17 protein-coding genes are annotated in these 17,491 nt (G+C 57.1%); 9 read left to right on the top strand and 8 right to left on the bottom strand.

Annotation, left to right across the window (positions count from 1 at the left end; translation table 11 throughout):
• Positions 1-10 precede the first annotated feature (10 nt).
• The 6 genes from rhtA (at position 11) to ybiO (ending at position 6,715) form a co-directional block, all read left to right on the top strand.
• Positions 11-919, top strand: coding sequence for a threonine/homoserine exporter RhtA (gene rhtA, locus PO881_RS06345; protein WP_280172625.1), 909 nt, complete (start codon positions 11-13; stop codon positions 917-919).
• 297 nt (positions 920-1,216) lie between these two features.
• Entirely contained in the window at positions 1,217-1,720 is a 504-nt protein-coding gene (gene dps / locus PO881_RS06340; protein WP_036620516.1) for a DNA starvation/stationary phase protection protein Dps, read from the top strand.
• Between the two features lie 322 nt (positions 1,721-2,042).
• Positions 2,043-2,789, top strand: a complete 747-nt coding sequence (glnH, locus tag PO881_RS06335) for a glutamine ABC transporter substrate-binding protein GlnH (RefSeq protein ID WP_036647919.1) — start codon at positions 2,043-2,045, stop codon at positions 2,787-2,789.
• Between the two features lie 85 nt (positions 2,790-2,874).
• The gene (gene glnP / locus PO881_RS06330) at positions 2,875-3,534 is read left to right on the top strand and encodes a glutamine ABC transporter permease GlnP (protein WP_007887744.1); all 660 of its coding nucleotides are present in this window, start codon (positions 2,875-2,877) and stop codon (positions 3,532-3,534) included.
• Positions 3,531-4,253, top strand: coding sequence for a glutamine ABC transporter ATP-binding protein GlnQ (gene glnQ, locus PO881_RS06325; protein WP_110865810.1), 723 nt, complete (start codon positions 3,531-3,533; stop codon positions 4,251-4,253). Before glnP ends, glnQ begins: the two co-directional genes overlap by 4 nt.
• 185 nt (positions 4,254-4,438) lie before the next feature.
• Positions 4,439-6,715: a mechanosensitive channel protein gene (gene ybiO / locus PO881_RS06320; protein WP_280172624.1), complete on the top strand. Its 2,277-nt coding sequence runs from the start codon at positions 4,439-4,441 to the stop codon at positions 6,713-6,715.
• 2 nt (positions 6,716-6,717) lie between these two features.
• Here the strand turns inward: ybiO and rlmF are convergent, their stop codons facing one another.
• Positions 6,718-7,644, bottom strand: coding sequence for a 23S rRNA (adenine(1618)-N(6))-methyltransferase RlmF (rlmF, locus tag PO881_RS06315; RefSeq protein WP_137385453.1), 927 nt, complete (start codon positions 7,642-7,644; stop codon positions 6,718-6,720).
• 127 nt (positions 7,645-7,771) lie between these two features.
• On the opposite strand from rlmF, the gene PO881_RS06310 reads away from it, so the two are divergent.
• A complete protein-coding gene (locus tag PO881_RS06310; RefSeq protein ID WP_110865807.1) occupies positions 7,772-8,401 on the top strand; it encodes a flavin reductase family protein in 630 nt (209 codons plus the stop codon).
• Positions 8,402-8,434: 33 nt separating this feature from the next.
• On the opposite strand, the gene hutH is transcribed toward PO881_RS06310, so the two are convergent.
• From hutH to hutI, 7 genes are all read right to left on the bottom strand, one after another.
• Entirely contained in the window at positions 8,435-9,916 is a 1,482-nt protein-coding gene (gene hutH, locus PO881_RS06305) for a histidine ammonia-lyase (RefSeq protein WP_110865806.1), read from the bottom strand.
• Positions 9,913-10,707, bottom strand: coding sequence for an ATP-binding cassette domain-containing protein (locus PO881_RS06300; RefSeq protein WP_192236563.1), 795 nt, complete (start codon positions 10,705-10,707; stop codon positions 9,913-9,915). Before PO881_RS06300 ends, hutH begins: the two co-directional genes overlap by 4 nt.
• Position 10,708: 1 nt before the next feature.
• A complete protein-coding gene (locus PO881_RS06295; RefSeq protein ID WP_280172622.1) occupies positions 10,709-11,437 on the bottom strand; it encodes an ABC transporter permease subunit in 729 nt (242 codons plus the stop codon).
• Between the two features lie 11 nt (positions 11,438-11,448).
• The gene (locus PO881_RS06290; RefSeq protein WP_101761023.1) at positions 11,449-12,168 is read right to left on the bottom strand and encodes an ABC transporter permease subunit; all 720 of its coding nucleotides are present in this window, start codon (positions 12,166-12,168) and stop codon (positions 11,449-11,451) included.
• Positions 12,169-12,180: 12 nt separating this feature from the next.
• On the bottom strand, positions 12,181-13,032 hold the full coding sequence (locus tag PO881_RS06285) for a transporter substrate-binding domain-containing protein (RefSeq protein ID WP_280172621.1): 852 nt from the start codon (positions 13,030-13,032) through the stop codon (positions 12,181-12,183).
• A gap of 392 nt (positions 13,033-13,424) precedes the next feature.
• A complete protein-coding gene (gene hutG / locus PO881_RS06280; RefSeq protein ID WP_280172620.1) occupies positions 13,425-14,216 on the bottom strand; it encodes an N-formylglutamate deformylase in 792 nt (263 codons plus the stop codon).
• Complete coding sequence (hutI, locus tag PO881_RS06275; protein ID WP_280172619.1) at positions 14,213-15,430, bottom strand: imidazolonepropionase; 1,218 nt, start codon at positions 15,428-15,430, stop codon at positions 14,213-14,215. The genes hutG and hutI overlap by 4 nt, the downstream gene beginning before the upstream one ends.
• An 85-nt stretch (positions 15,431-15,515) precedes the next feature.
• On the opposite strand from hutI, the gene PO881_RS06270 reads away from it, so the two are divergent.
• Together PO881_RS06270 and PO881_RS06265 are read left to right on the top strand one after the other, a co-directional pair.
• Positions 15,516-16,871, top strand: a complete 1,356-nt coding sequence (locus tag PO881_RS06270; protein WP_217547152.1) for a formimidoylglutamate deiminase — start codon at positions 15,516-15,518, stop codon at positions 16,869-16,871.
• Complete coding sequence (locus PO881_RS06265) at positions 16,868-17,407, top strand: HutD family protein (RefSeq protein ID WP_280172618.1); 540 nt, start codon at positions 16,868-16,870, stop codon at positions 17,405-17,407. The genes PO881_RS06270 and PO881_RS06265 overlap by 4 nt, the downstream gene beginning before the upstream one ends.
• Positions 17,408-17,491: the final 84 nt, after the last annotated feature.

Genomic DNA, 17,491 nt, shown 5'->3' with positions numbered 1-17,491 from the left:
GGATTACAGGATGTCTGCCCCTCTGACGACCAAAAATATGGCCCCGGTGTTGTTCCCTATTGCTGTGCTGCTGATTGCCATGCTCTCGCTACAGGGCGGCGCTTCACTGGCAAAATCGATGTTTTCCACCGTTGGCGCCACCGGCATTACCGCGCTGCGTCTTGGTCTTGGCACCCTGATTCTCTGCATTATCTTTAAACCCTGGCGTTTGCGCTTCACGCGCGAGCAGCGCAAACCGCTGCTGATGTACGGTTTAGCGCTGGGCTGCATGAACTATCTCTTCTATTTAGCGATTCGCACCGTGCCGCTGGGCGTTGCCGTCGGATTGGAGTTTTTGGGTCCGCTGACTTTGGCGTTGATCGGCGCGCGTCGTCCGCTTGATTTTCTTTGGGTGTTGCTGGCGGTGGCGGGTTTGTGGTTCCTGTTGCCCATCGGTGAAGGGATGAGTCATATCGATCCGCTCGGTGCGTTGCTGGCGGTAGGTGCGGGTGCCTGCTGGGCGGTGTATATCCTTGCAGGACAGCGTGCCGGCGCGGAGCATGGTCCGGCGACGGTGGCGATGGGTTCGCTAATTGCCTCGGTGATTTTTGTGCCGCTCGGCCTGACCTTTGCCGCGCCGGGCATCTGGCATTGGGAAGTATTGCCGCTGGCACTGCTTATCGCCCTGCTCTCCAGCGCCATTCCCTATTCTTTAGAGATGATGGCGCTGACACGACTGCCAGCACGCATTTTTGGTACCTTAATGAGTCTGGAACCGGCGATGGCGGCGTTATCAGGCATATTATTCCTGGGCGAGCTATTGACGCTGAAGCAGTGGATTGCGCTGCTGGCGATCATCATCGCCTCGGCTGGTTCAACGCTCACCATGAAACAAAAAAGCGCAAAAATAAGCGAAGTCGACATTACGCATCCGCAATAAATATTCAATAATTCAGCCTGCTGCGCGGCAGGCTAAATATAGAAGCATTCTCATTATCATTTTTAACGCGGTATTAAGATTTTTCCGTTATTATTTTGCAACACGTTTAATAAATAATTAACATGCCTCACAAGCATCTGTTTTAACTGAAATAATCATCAAGATGCACAATCCCTGAGCAATATTAAGGTTTATCTATTCCTGTCATTGATTTAATCAACCCTGCAAGTTAAAAAACTGCTGCTATACTTATTTCCGTGCTTGATTAGGACAACCATCAATAAGAGGACATTAATGATGAGTACCGCAAAACTGGTTAAAACTAAATCGTCTGATCTGATTTACACCCGTAATGACGTCGCTGACAGCGATAAAAAAGCGACCATCGAGGTGCTCAACCGTCTGGTAGTGGAGTTTATTGACCTGTCGCTGATCACCAAGCAGGCGCACTGGAACATGCGTGGCGCCAACTTTATTGGCGTACATGAGATGCTGGATGGTTTCCGTACCGCCATTACCGATCATCAGGACACTATCGCTGAACGTGTAGTTCAGTTAGGCGGCGTGGCGCTGGGTACCACTCAGATCGTTAACGATAAAACACCACTGAAAAGCTATCCGTTGAACATTCATAGCGTGCAGGATCACCTGAAAGCGCTGGCCGATCGCTATGCGATTGTGGCGAATGACACGCGTAAAGCTATCACTGAAGTCAGCGATGAAGATACCGCTGACATCTTCACTGCGGCATCGCGCGATCTGGATAAATTCCTGTGGTTTATCGAATCGAATATTGAATAAATTTCAGTGTTATAACGAAGGCGGGTTATCCCGCCTTTTTTTACGTCTGTAACATTGTGGTGCTTTTTTTGACGTTGTTAACATTTCCTTAATCCCTTCTTTCGCTCTCCCCGCCCTTGGTGCACACTGTGCCTGCACCACAACAGCACCACGCACCAAAATGAAGCACCAATAAGGTGCAAAACTTTTCTTCTGCGCAAAATCGTGTCAGCAAGTGCTTAAAACTACTGATTTCGAGCAAAATGAAAAGTTGGCATAATTTTTTCATATGATAGGCCGTACATCGGGCCACCAGGCCTGAGGGGTAATAAGGAAAAAAATGATGAAGTCATTGATTAAAGTCTCCGTGGCCGCGCTGGCGCTGGCCTTCTCGCTTTCCTCCACCGCAGCAGACAAAAAACTGATCGTCGCAACTGACACCGCATTTGTTCCCTTTGAGTTCAAACAAGGCGATAAATACGTCGGTTTTGACATCGATCTGTGGGATGCCATCGCGAAAGAACTGAAACTCGATTACGCCTTCAAGCCAATGGATTTCAGCGGCATCATTCCTGCGCTGCAAACCAAAAATATTGACCTGGCGCTGGCGGGTATCACCATCACCGAAGAACGTAAAAAAGCCATCGAGTTCTCTGACGGCTACTACAAAAGCGGCCTGCTGGTGATGGTGCGCGAGAATGAAAAAGACGTTAAAAGCATTGACGATCTGAACGGCAAAGTGGTGGCGGTGAAGAGCGGCACCGGTTCGGTGGATTACGCTAAAGCGCACATCAAGTCTAAAGACCTGCGCCAGTTCCCTAACATCGACAACGCGTACATGGAGTTAGGCACTAACCGTGCTGACGCCGTACTGCACGATACGCCGAACATCCTGTACTTCATCAACACCGCCGGTAAAGGCCGCTTCAAAGCGGTAGGCGAGTCAATTGAAGCGCAGCAGTATGGCATCGCGTTCCCGAAAGGCAGCGACGACCTGCGTGAAAAAGTGAACGGCGCCCTGAAAACTCTGCGCGACAACGGCACTTACAACACCATCTATAAAAAATGGTTCGGTACTGAACCAAAATAATTGCGGCCTGAGCCGATTTTTCCAGCAGGGAGCCTGACACTCCCTGCTTTTTACATTTCCACGCAACAGATTTTGGAGTCACACCATGGAGTTTGACTGGAGCGTCATTTGGCCTGCCCTGCCGATTTTAATCGAAGGCGCCAAAATGACCCTGCTGATCTCGGTCCTCGGCCTGGTCGGCGGTTTAATTATCGGTTTAGTTGCCGGTTTTGCCCGCGCCTACGGCGGCTGGATCACCAACAACATCGCCTTAGTCTTCATCGAACTGATTCGCGGTACGCCAATCGTGGTTCAGGTGATGTTTATCTACTTCGCCCTGCCGATGGCTTTCCCGGATCTGCGTATCGATCCGTTCAGCGCGGCGGTGGTCACCATCATGATCAACTCCGGCGCTTATATCGCGGAAATCACGCGCGGTGCGGTACTGTCGATTAATAAAGGCTTCCGTGAAGCGGGTCTGGCGCTGGGTCTGTCGCGCCGCGAGACCCTGCGTTATGTGATCATGCCGCTGGCCCTGCGCCGTATGCTGCCACCGCTGGGTAATCAGTGGATTGTCAGCATCAAAGATACGTCGCTGTTTATCGTGATTGGCGTGGCCGAACTGACGCGTCAGGGTCAGGAGATCATTGCCGGTAACTTCCGCGCGCTGGAGATCTGGAGCGCCGTTGCCATTATCTATTTGGTTATTACGTTGGTGTTGAGCTTTGTGCTGCGCCGTATTGAGAAAAGGATGAAAATTCTGTGATTGAATTTAAAAACGTCTCGAAGAATTTCGGCCAGACTCAGGTTCTGCACAACATCAACCTGAAGATTAATCAAGGCGAAGTAGTGGTGATTATCGGACCGTCCGGTTCCGGTAAATCCACGCTGCTGCGCTGCATCAACAAGCTGGAAGAGATCACCACCGGCGAGCTGGTTGTCGATGGCATGAAGGTCAATGATCCGAAAGTGGATGAGCGACTGATTCGTCAGGAAGCGGGCATGGTGTTCCAGCAGTTCCATCTGTTCCCACAGATGAGCGCGCTGGATAACGTCGCCTTTGGTCCGATTCGCGTGCGTGGTACGAAGAAAGAGGAAGCGCATAAGCTGGCGCGTGAGCTGCTGGGTAAAGTGGGCCTTGCCGAGCGTGCACACCACTTCCCGTCTGAGCTTTCCGGTGGTCAGCAACAGCGCGTGGCGATTGCGCGTGCGCTGGCGGTGAAACCGAAGATGATGCTGTTTGATGAGCCAACCTCAGCGCTGGATCCCGAGCTGCGTCACGAAGTACTGAAAGTGATGCAGGATCTGGCGGAAGAAGGCATGACGATGGTCATCGTGACGCACGAAGTCGGTTTCGCCCAAAAAGTGGCTTCGCGTCTGATCTTTATCGATAAAGGCACCATCGCAGAAGATGGTAACCCGGACGATCTGATCACCAACCCGCCGAGCGACCGTCTGCGCGAGTTCCTGCAGCACGTATCCTAAGCTCTGCCATTAAACCGTCGCCCATTTTCGGCGGCGGTTTTTTACATGCAGCATTTGTAGCGGCGCGATTTATCGCGCCACTACGGCAGGTACCACGATTCAATTTTCCTTTTCAAAATCTTCACCTTCCATCACTGACTATACTTCTCTCTTGTGCCGCTGCGCGAAGCTAAAGGAGAAAAGCGATGTCGTCTGCCAGCCCACCATGGCGTTCAGCCGTGTGGTTACTCTTCAGTTTTTTCACTCTGTTTCTCATTCCCCCGGCGCAAGCCGTTAATCTGCCGCAGGCGGCCGTCGCAGCACAGCAGTCGCAAACCCCGGCAGCGGATAATAAAGCCGAAGACGAACCCAGCTTAGACGAGAAAAAAGCAGCCTATGCCGCGCTGGCGAATATTCTGGATAACAACGCCTCGCGCCAGGAACTGATCGATCAGTTACGTCAGGCTGCCAACAGCCAATCCACCAGCGACCAACCGGTGCTGGCGCCGCCGCAGGCCAATCAGGACGATCTCACGGTACTGGAGAGCGTCACCAGCGTAACGCGTGAATATGGCGGCGCGGTGGCCGCGCAGTTTGTGCAACTGCATGACAACATCACCAATGCGCCACACAAATCCTTTAACCAGCAAACCTTCTTCAACGCGCTGAAATACTTCGCTGCGCTCTCCGCCGCGGTGTTTGCATTTTACTGGCTGACACGCCGCCTGATGTGGCCGGTGTGGCGCCGCATGGGCCGCTGGGGACGCGATCAAAACCTTGAGCGCACCAAGTGGCTGCACTTGCCCGCCACTATCTTGATGGCCTTTGTGCTCGATATTGTGCTGCTAGCGCTGACGCTGTTTGTCGGTCAGATCATCAGCGACAACTATCACAACAACAACCGCACCATCGCCTATCAGCAAGGCCTTTTCCTTAACGCCTTCGCGCTGATTGAGTTCTTTAAAGCGGTGCTGCGGCTGATATTCTGCCCGCGTTTCCCTACGCTGCGCTTCTTCCACTTAACCGATGCGCGCGCCAGCTACTGGAACACGCGTCTGAGCTGGCTAAGCGGCATCATCGGTTACGGTTTACTGGTGGTGGTGCCGATTGTCTCCAATCAGGTGAATATTCAGGTGGCGGCGCTGGTCAACATGCTGATTATGGGGATCATGACCGGCTGGGCGCTGTGGCTGATTTTCCGCAACAAAAGCAACATCCATCATGAACTGTCGCGTCTTGCCGATCGCAGCTTGAGCTTCTTTGCGCTGTTCATCCGCGCCTTTGGCATGGTGTGGCACTGGCTGGCCAGCGCCTACTTTATCGCGCTGTTCCTGTTCTCGATCTTCAATCCCGGCGACAGCCTGAAGTTTATGATGTCCGCCACGGTGCGCAGCCTGGCGATCGTGGTTATCGCTGCGCTGATTTCCGGCATGCTGACGCGCTGGATTGGCAAAACCGTCACGCTGTCGCCCGACATGCGCCGCAACTATCCCGAGCTGCAAAAGCGCGTTAACGATTGGGTGAAAGCGCTGCTGAAACTGGCGCGCGTGGTCACGGTGTTTGCCACGCTGTTGCTGCTGCTCAACGCATGGAATCTGTTTGATCTCTGGCACTGGCTCACTATTGGCGCCGGCCAAAAAATGGTGGATGTGCTGATTCGTATCGTGATCATTGTGCTGCTGTCGGCAGTCGGCTGGACGCTGCTGGCAAGCCTGATCGAAAGTCGCCTCGCCTCGGATTCGCATGGCCGCCCCATGCCGAGCGCACGCACCCGCACGCTGCTGACGCTGTTTCGTAACGCGCTGGCGGTCGTAATAAGCACCATCACCATTATGATTTTACTGTCGGAAGTGGGCGTCAATATTGCGCCGCTGCTGGCCGGTGCCGGTGCGCTCGGTCTGGCGGTGTCGTTCGGTTCGCAAACGCTGGTGAAGGACATCATCACCGGCATCTTTATCCAGTTTGAGAACGGCATGAACACCGGTGATCTAGTCACGATTGGCCCGATCACCGGTACGGTGGAGCGCATGTCGATTCGCTCGGTGGGCGTGCGTCAGGATACCGGTGCGTATCACATTATTCCGTGGTCATCGATCACCACCTTCGCCAACTTTGTGCGCGGCATCGGCTCGTTCGTGGCGAACTACGATGTGGATCGCAGTGAAGATACCGAACGCGTTAACCAAACGCTGCAGGGCGCGGTGAAAGAGCTGCTGGAGAACCCGGAGATTCGCGGCATGGTGATTGGCGAGCCGAGTTTTGCCGGATTAGTGGGATTAACCAACCAATCCTTTACCGTGCGCGTGTCATTCACCACCCAGCCGCTGAAGCAGTGGACGGTACGTTTTGCGCTGGATGATAAGGTGAAGAAGCATTTTGATGCGGCCGGCATTAAAGCGCCGCATCAAACGGTAGCAGTGATGCAAACCGGCAGCGATATTCCCTCCGCTGCCAGCTTACCGGCGTTGCCGCCGGCGCAATGAGGTTAGCGTTTCAGCCGTTTGGCGCGCGTCGCCGGCGGCTGGAACGTCCAGGCAATAAAGCGGCTCTGCTTCTGCCCTTGCGCCATTTCGATGATGCGCACTTCGTAAGCATCGAGATCGCGCAGTTGGTCGCGCAGCGCCGGTAAATTCTCTTTGCGCGAGACCAGCGAGGTGAACCAAATAATGGCGTCTGAGTGCGTCACGCTTTCAGCGATCATTTGACCAACGAACTTGCGCTCGCCGCCGTCACACCACAATTCGTTGTGATGGCCACCAAAATTAAGCGGCGCATTTTTGCCTAAGCCAAGGTTGCGCGTTTTGCGCTGACCCACGCTGGCCGCCTCTTCCGCAGATGAATGGAAAGGCGGATTGCACAGCACCGCATGATAGCGTTCGTTCTTATGCACCACGCCGGCGAAAATCGCCGAGGCCTCTTTTTGCCGACGCAGACGCACGCCGCGCTGCAAGCCCGGATTACTCGCCACAATCTGCCCGGCCACGGTAATCGCTTCGGCGGTGATATCGGTGCCGGTGAAGCGCCAGCCATATTCGGCGTTGCCAATCAGCGGATAGATGCAGTTCGCGCCGCAGCCGATATCCATTACATCCAGATCGCGTGGAACCACGCCGCCGTTGTCGCTCGCCAGCAGATCGGCCAGCGCATGCACGTAATCGGCACGGCCCGGCACCGGCGGCGTCAGATAACCTGCAGGTAGCTGCCAGTTGAGGTTATAGAACAGCTTCAGCAGCGCCTGATTCAGCAGCATCACCGCTTCAGGATCGGCGAAATCCACCGACAACTCGCCGTAGCCGTTGGGACGCACTTTCACCGCCAGCGGCGGATGGGCTGCGGTCAGAGCAGCAAAATCATAACGGCCCTGGTGGCGGTTACGCGGATGGAAAGGTGACGTGGCGGCTGGCTTGTTCATAGTTTCTCCGGAAAATAGCGCGGGCGTAAGATACTCTGGCTAGCGGCATCGCACAATGCGCTTAATCGAATTCACCGTATTAGATGAGATTAGTGCACCACACTCAGGTTCTCTTATAAGGATGGTTATGACTCGTCAGCGTTACTCTTATCAGCCCCGCGCGGGACACGGTTTGCCGCACGATCCGTTGAACGCCATCGTCGGCCCTCGCCCAATCGGTTGGGTCAGCTCGCAAAGCGCCCGCGGCGTACGCAATTTAGCGCCCTACAGCTTCTTTAACTGCTTTAACTATCATCCGCCGATTATTGGTTTTGCCAGCAGCGGCTGGAAAGACAGCGTACAAAATATCTCAGAGACCAAAGAGTTTGTCTGGAATCTGGCCACGCGTCCGCTGGCCGAGGCGATGAATGAGAGCTCCGCATCGGTGCCGTCAGAACAGGATGAGTTTGCGCTGGCGGGATTAACGCCGCTTGCAGCGTCACACGTCAATGTCAGCATGGTGGCGGAAAGCCCGGTGAATTTTGAGTGTAAGTTGACGCAGTTGATTCAGTTGCAGGATGCCCAGGGCCAGCCGATTGATAGCTGGCTGGTGCTGGGCGAAGCGGTCGCCATTCATATTGATGAAGCCCTGCTGGAAGAGGGTATTTATCAAACGGCCAAAGCGCAGCCGATCCTGCGTGCCGGAGGCCCGTCGGCCTATTACGGCATCAGCGAAGAACTGCGTTTCGATTTGGTACGGCCGGACGCTCGCCGCTGATTCTTGGTCAGGTCGCCGTAAATGGCGACCATGTTACAAACCGCTCTTCAACACCTCTACCGCCCGCGCGATCTCCGGTGCCAGCCAGCGGTCTTCCTGCCAGTTGGCAACCACCGCGCGCAGGCGTCGCAATGCCTGCGCCGTTCCCTGCGCCAGCTGCTCTTCGCCGTGGAAATCCAGCGCCTGCGCCGCCAGCAGATACTCGATCGCCAGAATCTGCCACACGTTGCCCACCAGCTTCAGCAGCTTCAGCGCCGCGCCGGTGCCGAGGCTGAGATGATCCTCCTGCAAACCCGAGGTCACATAGTTATCCAGCACCGCCGGCTGCGCCAGCTGGCGATTCTCCGCACAGAGTGACGCCGCCACATACTGCGCAATCATCATGCCGGAGTTAACGCCCGGCTGCGCCACCAGAAACGCCGGCAAGCCGCTCACCAGCGGATTAACCAAACGATCAAGCCGCCGCTCGGCGATGCTGCCGATTTCCGCCATGGCAATCGCCAGCAGATCCGCCGCCATCGCCACCGATTCGCCGTGCGGGTTAGCCTGCGACACTACGCGCCAGTTATCCGCCGTGCCGAGCACCAGCGGATTATCGGTGCAGGCATTGAGTTCGGTTTCAATCTGGCGCGCCGCGTGATCGAACTGATCGCGGCTGGCGCCATGTACCTGCGGCATGGATCGCAAGCTGAGCGCATCCTGAGTGCGAATGCCAACGCTGGTCGCCAGCAGCGGGCTATCACTCAGCAATGCGCGTAAGCGCTGACCGCTCAGCTGCATGCCCGGACTGGCTTTCAGCGCGATCACTTCGGCATCAAAGGCCACCCGCTGTCCACGCAGCGCCTCAAAACTCATCGCACCGGTGACATCGGCCCAATCCAGCAAACGCGCCGCATCATCCAGCGCCAGGCAGGACAAGCCGGTCATGCACGGCGTGCCGTTGACCAGGCTCAAACCCTCTTTGGCCCCCGGACGATAAGGCTGTAATCCCGCCAGCGTTAACGCCTGCGCCGCGGGCATGATCTGGTTTTGATACTCCACGTCGCCGACACCAATCAGCGCCAGACCGATATGCGCCATATGGCTGAGGTAGCCGACTGAACCCTGCGACGGCACCTGCGGCGTTATCTGCTGATTGAGCAGCGCCAGCAGATGCTGCACCAGCGCCACCGACACGCCCGATTTGCCGTGGCTGTAATTGGCAATCGCCGCGCACAGAATGGCGCGCGCCTGCTCACGCGTCAGCAGCGGACCCACGCCACAGGCGTGACTCAGCAGCGTATTGCGCGACAGCTGGCTGAGCTGATCTTCCGGCAGCGTGATGTTGCACAGCGCGCCGAGGCCGGTATTGATGCCGTAAGCTATCTGGCCGCTGGCGACAATCTCATCGACAATCGCGCGCCCCTGCGCAATGCGCTGCCAGGCGCTGACGCTCAAACTGAGTTCCGCGTTGTGCCGCGCCACCTGCACCAGCTCTTGCCAGGTTAATGAGCTGTCGCCCCATACGATGGTCATGCTGGCTGCTCCGCGCCGTGATGGCTGGAGATAAACTGCTTAAAGCGCTGCGATCCCTGCTCGCCAAACATCTCTTCCGGCGCGCCCTGACAATCAATGGTGCCCTGATGCATAAACACCACGCGGTTGGAGACGTTGCGCGCAAAGCCCATTTCGTGCGTCACCACCAGCATGGTGCGCCCCTCTTCCGCCAGGCTGCGCATCACTTTCAGCACTTCGCCCACCAGTTCTGGATCGAGCGCCGAAGTCGGTTCATCAAACAGCATCACTTCCGGATCCATCGCCAGCGCGCGGGCAATCGCCACGCGCTGCTGCTGGCCGCCCGAGAGCTGCGCCGGGTAGAAATCTTTGCGATTGAGTAAGCCAACGCGATCCAGCAATTGCTCTGCCTGGGCGATGCAGCTTTTCTTGTCGCGCTTCAGCACATAGTGCGGCCCTTCAATGACGTTTTGCAGCACCGTCATGTGCGACCAAAGATTAAAGCTCTGGAACACCATGCCAAGGCGTGAACGCAAACGCTCAATCTGTTTCGGATTGGCCGCCAGCTGATGGCCGCGCGCATGGCGTTTCATCTCAATGGTTTCGCCGCCGACACTCACCACGCCAGCATCCGGCGTTTCCAGCAGGTTGATGCAGCGCAGCAAGGTACTTTTGCCCGAGCCGCTGGCACCAAGAATCGAGATGACATCGCCTTGATGCGCCTGTAGCGAAATGCCTTTCAGAACTTCCATCGCGCCAAAGGATTTATGGATATCAGTGGCGGATAAGGTAACGGGTGATGTGGAATGCATATTACTCTCCGGCAAGCGGTTTAACGGCGGGCATCGGCTTTTTTGCGACACGATGCGCCGGGGTCAGACGGCGCTCTAACAGCGCGTATAGCTGGACGATAATAAAGTTGAGGATCAGGTAGATCGCCGCCGCACAGACAAACACCTCCATGGTGCGATAGGTACGCTGAATGATCTGCTGCGCCACGCCAGTCACGTCCCACACGGTGACGAGGCTGGCGAGTGCGGTGGACTTCACCAGCAAAATCGCTTCGGTGGAATACGCCGGCAGCGCATAGCGCAGCATGATCGGCGCGATAATGCGGCGCAGCAGCAGCCAGCGTGACATGCCGCAGGCGAGACCGGCTTCCACTTGTCCAGCCGGCACGGCGAGCAGCGCTCCACGCAAAATCTCAGCGGTGTAAGCTGCCGTACAGAGTGACAGCGCCAGTACCGCGCAGATAAATGGCTCGCGCAGGAACGGCCAGACGAAGCTGTGGCGGATGACGCCAAACTGGCCAAGACCGTAATAGATGAGAAACAGCTGAATCATCAGCGGCGAGCCGCGAAACACCAGAATGTAGCCGCGTGCGAAGCCGCTCAGCACCCGCCAGCGGCTCATGCGCAGTGACAAAATGCCAATCGCCAATATGCCGCCGCAGAGAAAGGCGCTGATAAACAGGCCAAGCGTCACCGGCAGCGCGGCGCTCAGTTTGAGGAAGGTATACGAGAGAAAAGCGAAGTCGATCATGCTGCTGCTCCTTAATGCTGCGCCGCAGTGCGACTTTGCCACGCGCGACCAAGGCGCGACTCTGCCCGACGAAACGCATGATTAGACACCAGCGTCAGCACCAGATAACAGGCAGCGCCAACCAGATAAAACGTGAAGTAATCGCGCGTGGATCCCGCCGCAACCTGGCTGGCGCGCATCAGCTCGACGATGCCGGTGACCGACACCAGCGCCGAGTCTTTCAGGCTCATCTGCCACACGTTCGACATGCCCGGCAGCGCGTAACGCACCACCTGCGGCAGCAGAATGCGTTGCGCGATGCGCCAGCGCGGCATGCCAATCGCCACCGCCGCTTCCACTTCGCCTTTGGCCAGCGCCAGACGCGCCGCGCGATACACTTCACCCTGATACGAACCCGAGATGAGCCCGATGGCCAGCGCCCCAATCAGGAACGGCGGCGCTTCGATAAAGCCATCTGCGCCGAACATCTGCCCAACCAGCGTAATCAGGCCGGATCCACCAAAATAGAACAGGTAGATCACCAGCAGTTCCGGGATGCCGCGAAACACCACCGAATAGCCTTCACCCAACCAGCGCAGCCAGCGCTGAGGCGATAATTTGGCGGCCGCCACACCGGAACCGACCACCGCACCAATCATCAGCGCCACCAGCGACAGCAGCAGCGTGGTGCAGGCGGCGCTCAGGATCAGCCGGCCCCAACCATCAGCACCAAAACTCAGCAGGCTCATCATCTTTCACCTCACTTACGGAGTTACGTCAGTTTTAAACCACTTCTCACTGAGCTTTTTCACCGTGCCGTCAGCCAGCGCGGCATGGATCGCTTCATCGAGCCTGGCTTTCAGATCGTTATCCGCCATGCGTACGCCCATTGCTTCGCCCTCGCCCCAAATTGGACCGCCGAGCTGTGGGCCGCTGAAGACCAGATTGTTGTTCTCTTTGCGCGCCAGCATTGATTGCGCAAAGGTCACGTCATCGAACACCGCATCGATACGACCGGATTGCAGATCGAGCATCGCGTCCGCCGAAGAAGTGTATTCGCGTACCTCGGTATCGCCTTTGAAGTACTTGTCGATAAAGGGCGTGTAAACCGTGCCGGAAGCGATACCAATGGTTTTACCCTTCAGCGCCGCTTTCAGTGGGGCAATTGCCGCGTTGATCGCTTTCTCGTCGTCATGCAGCTTGATGATGTTGTGATCGGCCGGCAGCAGCGGATTGTCTTTAGTGGTAATAAAGGTGGCGGGCGTTGAAGCGTATGGCGTGGTGAAGTTAACCACTTTTTTGCGCTCTGGCGTGATGACAATCGCATCCATGATCACGTCATATTTTCCGGCGTTGAGGCCGGCGATCATGCCGTCCCAGTTCTGCACCACCAGCTTGCACTGAATGCCCATGCGCTTGCACAGGTCTTCCATCAGTTCCGGTTCAAAGCCGCCCAACTTGCCGCCCGGCAGCGTCAGGTTCCAGGGTTCGTAGCTGCCTTCGGTAGCGATGGTGATCGATTTCCATTCTTTCGCCTGGACGGCAATGCCGCTAATCATCAGGCTGGCAAACAGGGTCGTGAGGCAAAAACGGCGAAGCGGGGCGCGGTGCGTCATGCGGCTTCTCCTGGCTATTAATCGAATTTGGCAGTCTCTGCTTATGCAATATTTGCAGATGACCTTTCATGTATATACAAGTTAGCGTGCGGCAGATCATTGTCGGCATAAGCTTTTTGTGAGCCAGCCAGTATAAAAATTAATAATCGCTGCGCGGTCTTTACTTGTACATACAACCTAGCAAGCACTATGCCAAATCGGCAAAGCCGCAAATTCAGGGAGATGGTCACGCGATGGACGTAATATTGCACCGCGAGGAGGCAAGGTGTGCATTGTGGTGGTGCAGGAACATGAATCGTAGCGGCGCGATTAATCGCGCGTATGAATGGCGACCACATTGCCAATCTGAATAACGTGCAATAAATTGCGCCGCTACGAATAGGTGCGGGGATTTACTTAGGTTTACCGGCGTCTAAAAACGCCTGCATCAGCGGTTTCAGCACCTTCTGCAGCTGCGCTGCGCGATCCTGCTGCCAGGCAAACGGCGGGGTTTCATCCATATAATTGAGCTGCGCCAGCTCCAGCTGCACCGCCTGCACGCCTTGCTCCGGCTGGCCGTAGGCGCGGGTAATATAGCCGCCTTTAAAGCGTCCGTTCGCGATCCAACTGTAATCGTTTTGCGCATGACACACCTGTTTGATCGCGTTGATCACCGCCGTTGAACAGCTGGCGCCATCATTGGTACCGATGTTGAGATCCGGTAAACGCCCCTCAAACAGCCGCGGGATCACCGAGGCGATCGAGTGCGCATCAAACAGCAGCGCGTAACCATGTTCAGCTTTCAGGCGTGCCAGCTCCTGCTGCAGCTGTTGATGATAAGGCTGCCAAATCGTGTCCAGATAACCCTGGCGTACCTCGGCGCTCGGCGTTTTACCCGGTGCAAAGGTGGGGCTGCCGTCGAACAAGGTTTCCGGATACAAGCCGGTGGTCGCCGTGGTGTAGAGCGGCTGATTATCCGCCGGGCGATTAAGGTCAATAACAAAACGTGAATAGTGACCAATTAACACGCTGGCGCCGAGATCGCGCACAAAATCGTACAGCAGCGGCAAGTGCCAATCGGTATCCGGCAGGCCGCGCGCTGCGTCGCTCAGGCCGGCGTCCACTTCCGGCGTTAACTGCGTGCCGGCGTGAGGAATGCTGACCAGCAGCGGAATCTTACCGGCGGTGAAATGAAAAGGTGTCATTGCGCTTCTCCACGATAAATAACCTGGCACGGCAACTCGCCGCCCAGCCAGTAAACCAGCTCAGCCGGACGCGCCAGCGGCCAGTGAACAAAATTCGCGACCTTGCCCGCTTCCAGCGAACCGTGCGAGTGCTGTAATCCCAGCGCTTTGGCGCCCCACAAGGTCACGCCCGCTAACGCCTCTTCCGGCGTCAAACCAAACAGCGTGCAGCCCATGTTCAACATCAGTCGCAGCGAAAGCGCCGGTGAGGTGCCCGGATTGGCATCGCTGGCCAGCGCCATCGCTACGCCGTGTTCACGGAAAAGTGCTACCGGCGGACGCTGGGTTTCACGCAACAGATAAAACGCGCCCGGCAGCAACACCGCCACGGTGCCGTGCTGCGCCATCGCTTGCGCATCCGCTGCGGTGGCGTACTCCAGATGATCGGCGGAGAGCGCACCGTAACTGGCCGCCAGCGCCGCGCCGCCCAGCGCCGAAAGCTGCTCGGCGTGCAGTTTCACCGGCATGCCCAATGCTTTGGCGGCATCAAAGACCGTGCGAACTTGCTCAGGAGAAAAGGCCAAATGCTCGCAAAACGCATCCACCGCATCCGCCAACCCTTCTGCTTTCACCTGCGGTAACAGGCGCTGGCAGATGATATCGATCCAGCCTTGCGGATTGTCTTTAAACTCCGGCGGGAAACCGTGCGCGGCTAAGCAAGTGGCCTGCACATCGGCAGGCACCGTTTCCGCCAACTCACGAATGGCGCGCAGCATGGTCAGTTCGCTGGCTTCATCGAGACCGTAACCAGATTTAATCTCTACCGTGGTGACGCCTTCCGCCAGCAGGCGATCCAGTCGCCAGCGCGCACTTGCCACCAGCTCTTGCTGCGAGGCCGCGCGGGTGGCGCGCACCGTGGAGAGAATGCCGCCGCCCTGTGCAGCGATTTCTGCATAGCTCACACCATTAAGACGCTGCTCAAACTCCTGGCTGCGATCGCCGCCAAACACCAGATGCGTATGGCAATCCACCAGACCGGGCGTGATGATGCCGCCGGAAAATTGGTGCTGTTCGCACGCGGCAAAAGCCGGGCATTCACTGCGTGGCCCCACCCAAATCAGTTTTCCCTGATCGACCGCCAGCACGCCGTCGGCAATCAGATTGTAGTGCCCGTCACGCATCGTAACGATGTCGGCCCCCAGCCACAGGCTGTCGATCTGCTCTGTTTCTGCCATCCCACTCCCCTTCGCGTTCGGCGATTTACACTGCGCTTCAAAGTATGTATATGTATATACAACTTTCCGCCATGCAGGATCAACCATGACAACCTATTTTGCCCCACGCGCACTGCTGGCCGACGGCTGGCATGAGCGCGTGCTGATTACCACCAACGCAGCCGGACAGATCACCCAACTCGCGCCCAACAGCGAGCCCGGCGATGCCACGCGTCTTGCCGGACCGGTGATTCCGGCGATAGCGAATCTGCATTCACACGCCTTCCAGCGCGCGATGGCGGGATTGGCTGAAGTGGCGGGCGATCCGCAGGACAGCTTCTGGACATGGCGCGATTTGATGTATCGCATGGTGCAGCGCCTGTCGCCCGAGCAGGTTGGCGCTATCGCCACGCATCTCTACATCGACATGCTGAAAGGCGGTTACAGCCAGGTGGCGGAATTCCACTATTTGCACCACGATGCGCACGGCAAACCCTACGCCGATGATGCCATGCAGTTGGCACTGATGGCGGCGGCGGAGACCGCCGGCATCGGTCAAACCTTGCTGCCGGTGCTCTACAGCTACAGCGGTTTTGGTTCGCAACCGGCCAGCGACGGCCAGCGCCGTTTCATTCAGCAAACCGACGCCTATCTGCAACAGCAGCAGCGCGTGGCGAGCTGGAGCGCGGATAAGCCGCTGCTTAATCATGGCATCTGCTTCCATTCGCTGCGCGCGGTGAATGAAGCGCAGATGCACGAAGTATTAGCCGCCTGCCCGCAGGATGTGCCAGTGCACATTCACGTTGCCGAGCAGGAGAAAGAGGTTAACGACAGCCTGGCGTGGAGCGGTGAGCGTCCGGTGGCGTGGCTGCTCAATCGCTTCGCGGTCGATCAGCGCTGGTGCTTGATTCACGCCACTCATCTTGATGACGACGAAATTCAGCGCATGGCGGCAAGCGGCGCGGTGGCGGGATTGTGTCCGACCACGGAAGCCAACCTCGGCGACGGCATTTTCCCAGCGGTGGAGTACATCGCGCGCGGCGGCCGCTGGGGCATTGGCTCCGACAGCCACGTGTCGCTTAGCGCATTGGAAGAGCTGCGCTGGCTGGAGTACGGCCAGCGACTGCGCGATCGTCGTCGCAACCGCATCACCTTGCCCAATCAACCTTCCGTAGGCGATCTGCTGTGGCAACAAGCCGCACAGGGCGGCGCGCAGGCGTGTGGTTTGCCGGCAGGTGAACTGGCGATAGGCAAACGTGCTGACTGGCTGGTGCTGGCTGAAGACGCGTTCCTCAGCAGCGTTAGCAGCACAGCGCTGTTGAACCGCTGGCTGTTTGGCGGCCAGCGCGAACAGATCCGCGACGTGTTCGTGGCGGGCAAGCAGGTGATCAGCGAAGGCCATCATGCGGCAGAAGAGCGTGCAGCAGCGAACTTTGCCGGGGCGATGAGGGCATTACAATGAGCACCCGTTTTGCCTACGACCAGCTTCCGGTAAGCCGCTGGCGCAACGGCGGCGGTGAAACACGAGAAATCGTCAGCTATCCGCCGGGCGACGCGCAGTTTGCCTGGCGCGCCAGTATCGCTACCATCTCCGCCGACGGGCCGTTTTCACCTTTTCCCGGCATCGATCGCGTGATTACCCTGCTGCACGGCGACAGCGTGCTGTTGCGCGGCGATCACGGGGAACACGTTTTACAGCCGCATCAACCATGGGCGTTTCCCGGTGAATGGGCGATTGAGGCCCGCATTCGCGGCAGCTGTGAGGATTTTAATATCATGACGCGCCGCGACAGCTGGCGTTCTCAGGTTACCGTTGAGCAAAAAACGGCCAGCAGTGAAAACGGCGTGGCGTGGGTGTTGGCGGGAGAATGGCAAACATCGGCGGGGAAAAAACTAGCCGTCAATCAAGGTGTGTGGTGGATGGATGAACTTACGCAGCTTGAACCGTTAACCTCAGATGCCAGCCTGCTGTTTGTGATGCTCAGTCGGGTTGAATAAGTGCCGCGTTCCCCTCATCCCAGCCTTCTCCCGCAGGCGGGAGAAGGCGCAATTAGTCCCCCTCTCCCGCCTGCGGGAGAGGGT

It is taken from the genome of Pantoea sp. SS70, assembly GCF_029866845.1.
GTDB lineage: Bacteria > Pseudomonadota > Gammaproteobacteria > Enterobacterales > Enterobacteriaceae > Pantoea > Pantoea leporis.
The sequence above is the reverse complement of the archived record's forward strand: the minus strand, read 5'-3'. Positions and strand labels throughout refer to the sequence as shown.

Excerpts from the sequence above, each read along its gene's own strand:
- rhtA (WP_280172625.1), top strand. The coding sequence starts at position 11 with ATGTCTGCCCCTCTGACGACCAAAAATATGGCCCCGGTGTTGTTCCCT.
- PO881_RS06295 (WP_280172622.1), bottom strand. The coding sequence starts at position 11,437 with ATGATCGACTTCGCTTTTCTCTCGTATACCTTCCTCAAACTGAGCGCC.
- PO881_RS06270 (WP_217547152.1), top strand. The coding sequence starts at position 15,516 with ATGACAACCTATTTTGCCCCACGCGCACTGCTGGCCGACGGCTGGCAT.
- dps (WP_036620516.1), top strand. The coding sequence starts at position 1,217 with ATGAGTACCGCAAAACTGGTTAAAACTAAATCGTCTGATCTGATTTAC.
- ybiO (WP_280172624.1), top strand. The coding sequence starts at position 4,439 with ATGTCGTCTGCCAGCCCACCATGGCGTTCAGCCGTGTGGTTACTCTTC.
- glnP (WP_007887744.1), top strand. The coding sequence starts at position 2,875 with ATGGAGTTTGACTGGAGCGTCATTTGGCCTGCCCTGCCGATTTTAATC.
- PO881_RS06300 (WP_192236563.1), bottom strand. The coding sequence starts at position 10,707 with ATGCATTCCACATCACCCGTTACCTTATCCGCCACTGATATCCATAAA.
- rlmF (WP_137385453.1), bottom strand. The coding sequence starts at position 7,644 with ATGAACAAGCCAGCCGCCACGTCACCTTTCCATCCGCGTAACCGCCAC.
- hutH (WP_110865806.1), bottom strand. The coding sequence starts at position 9,916 with ATGACCATCGTATGGGGCGACAGCTCATTAACCTGGCAAGAGCTGGTG.
- glnH (WP_036647919.1), top strand. The coding sequence starts at position 2,043 with ATGAAGTCATTGATTAAAGTCTCCGTGGCCGCGCTGGCGCTGGCCTTC.
- PO881_RS06310 (WP_110865807.1), top strand. The coding sequence starts at position 7,772 with ATGACTCGTCAGCGTTACTCTTATCAGCCCCGCGCGGGACACGGTTTG.
- hutI (WP_280172619.1), bottom strand. The coding sequence starts at position 15,430 with ATGGCAGAAACAGAGCAGATCGACAGCCTGTGGCTGGGGGCCGACATC.
- PO881_RS06265 (WP_280172618.1), top strand. The coding sequence starts at position 16,868 with ATGAGCACCCGTTTTGCCTACGACCAGCTTCCGGTAAGCCGCTGGCGC.
- PO881_RS06290 (WP_101761023.1), bottom strand. The coding sequence starts at position 12,168 with ATGATGAGCCTGCTGAGTTTTGGTGCTGATGGTTGGGGCCGGCTGATC.
- hutG (WP_280172620.1), bottom strand. The coding sequence starts at position 14,216 with ATGACACCTTTTCATTTCACCGCCGGTAAGATTCCGCTGCTGGTCAGC.
- PO881_RS06285 (WP_280172621.1), bottom strand. The coding sequence starts at position 13,032 with ATGACGCACCGCGCCCCGCTTCGCCGTTTTTGCCTCACGACCCTGTTT.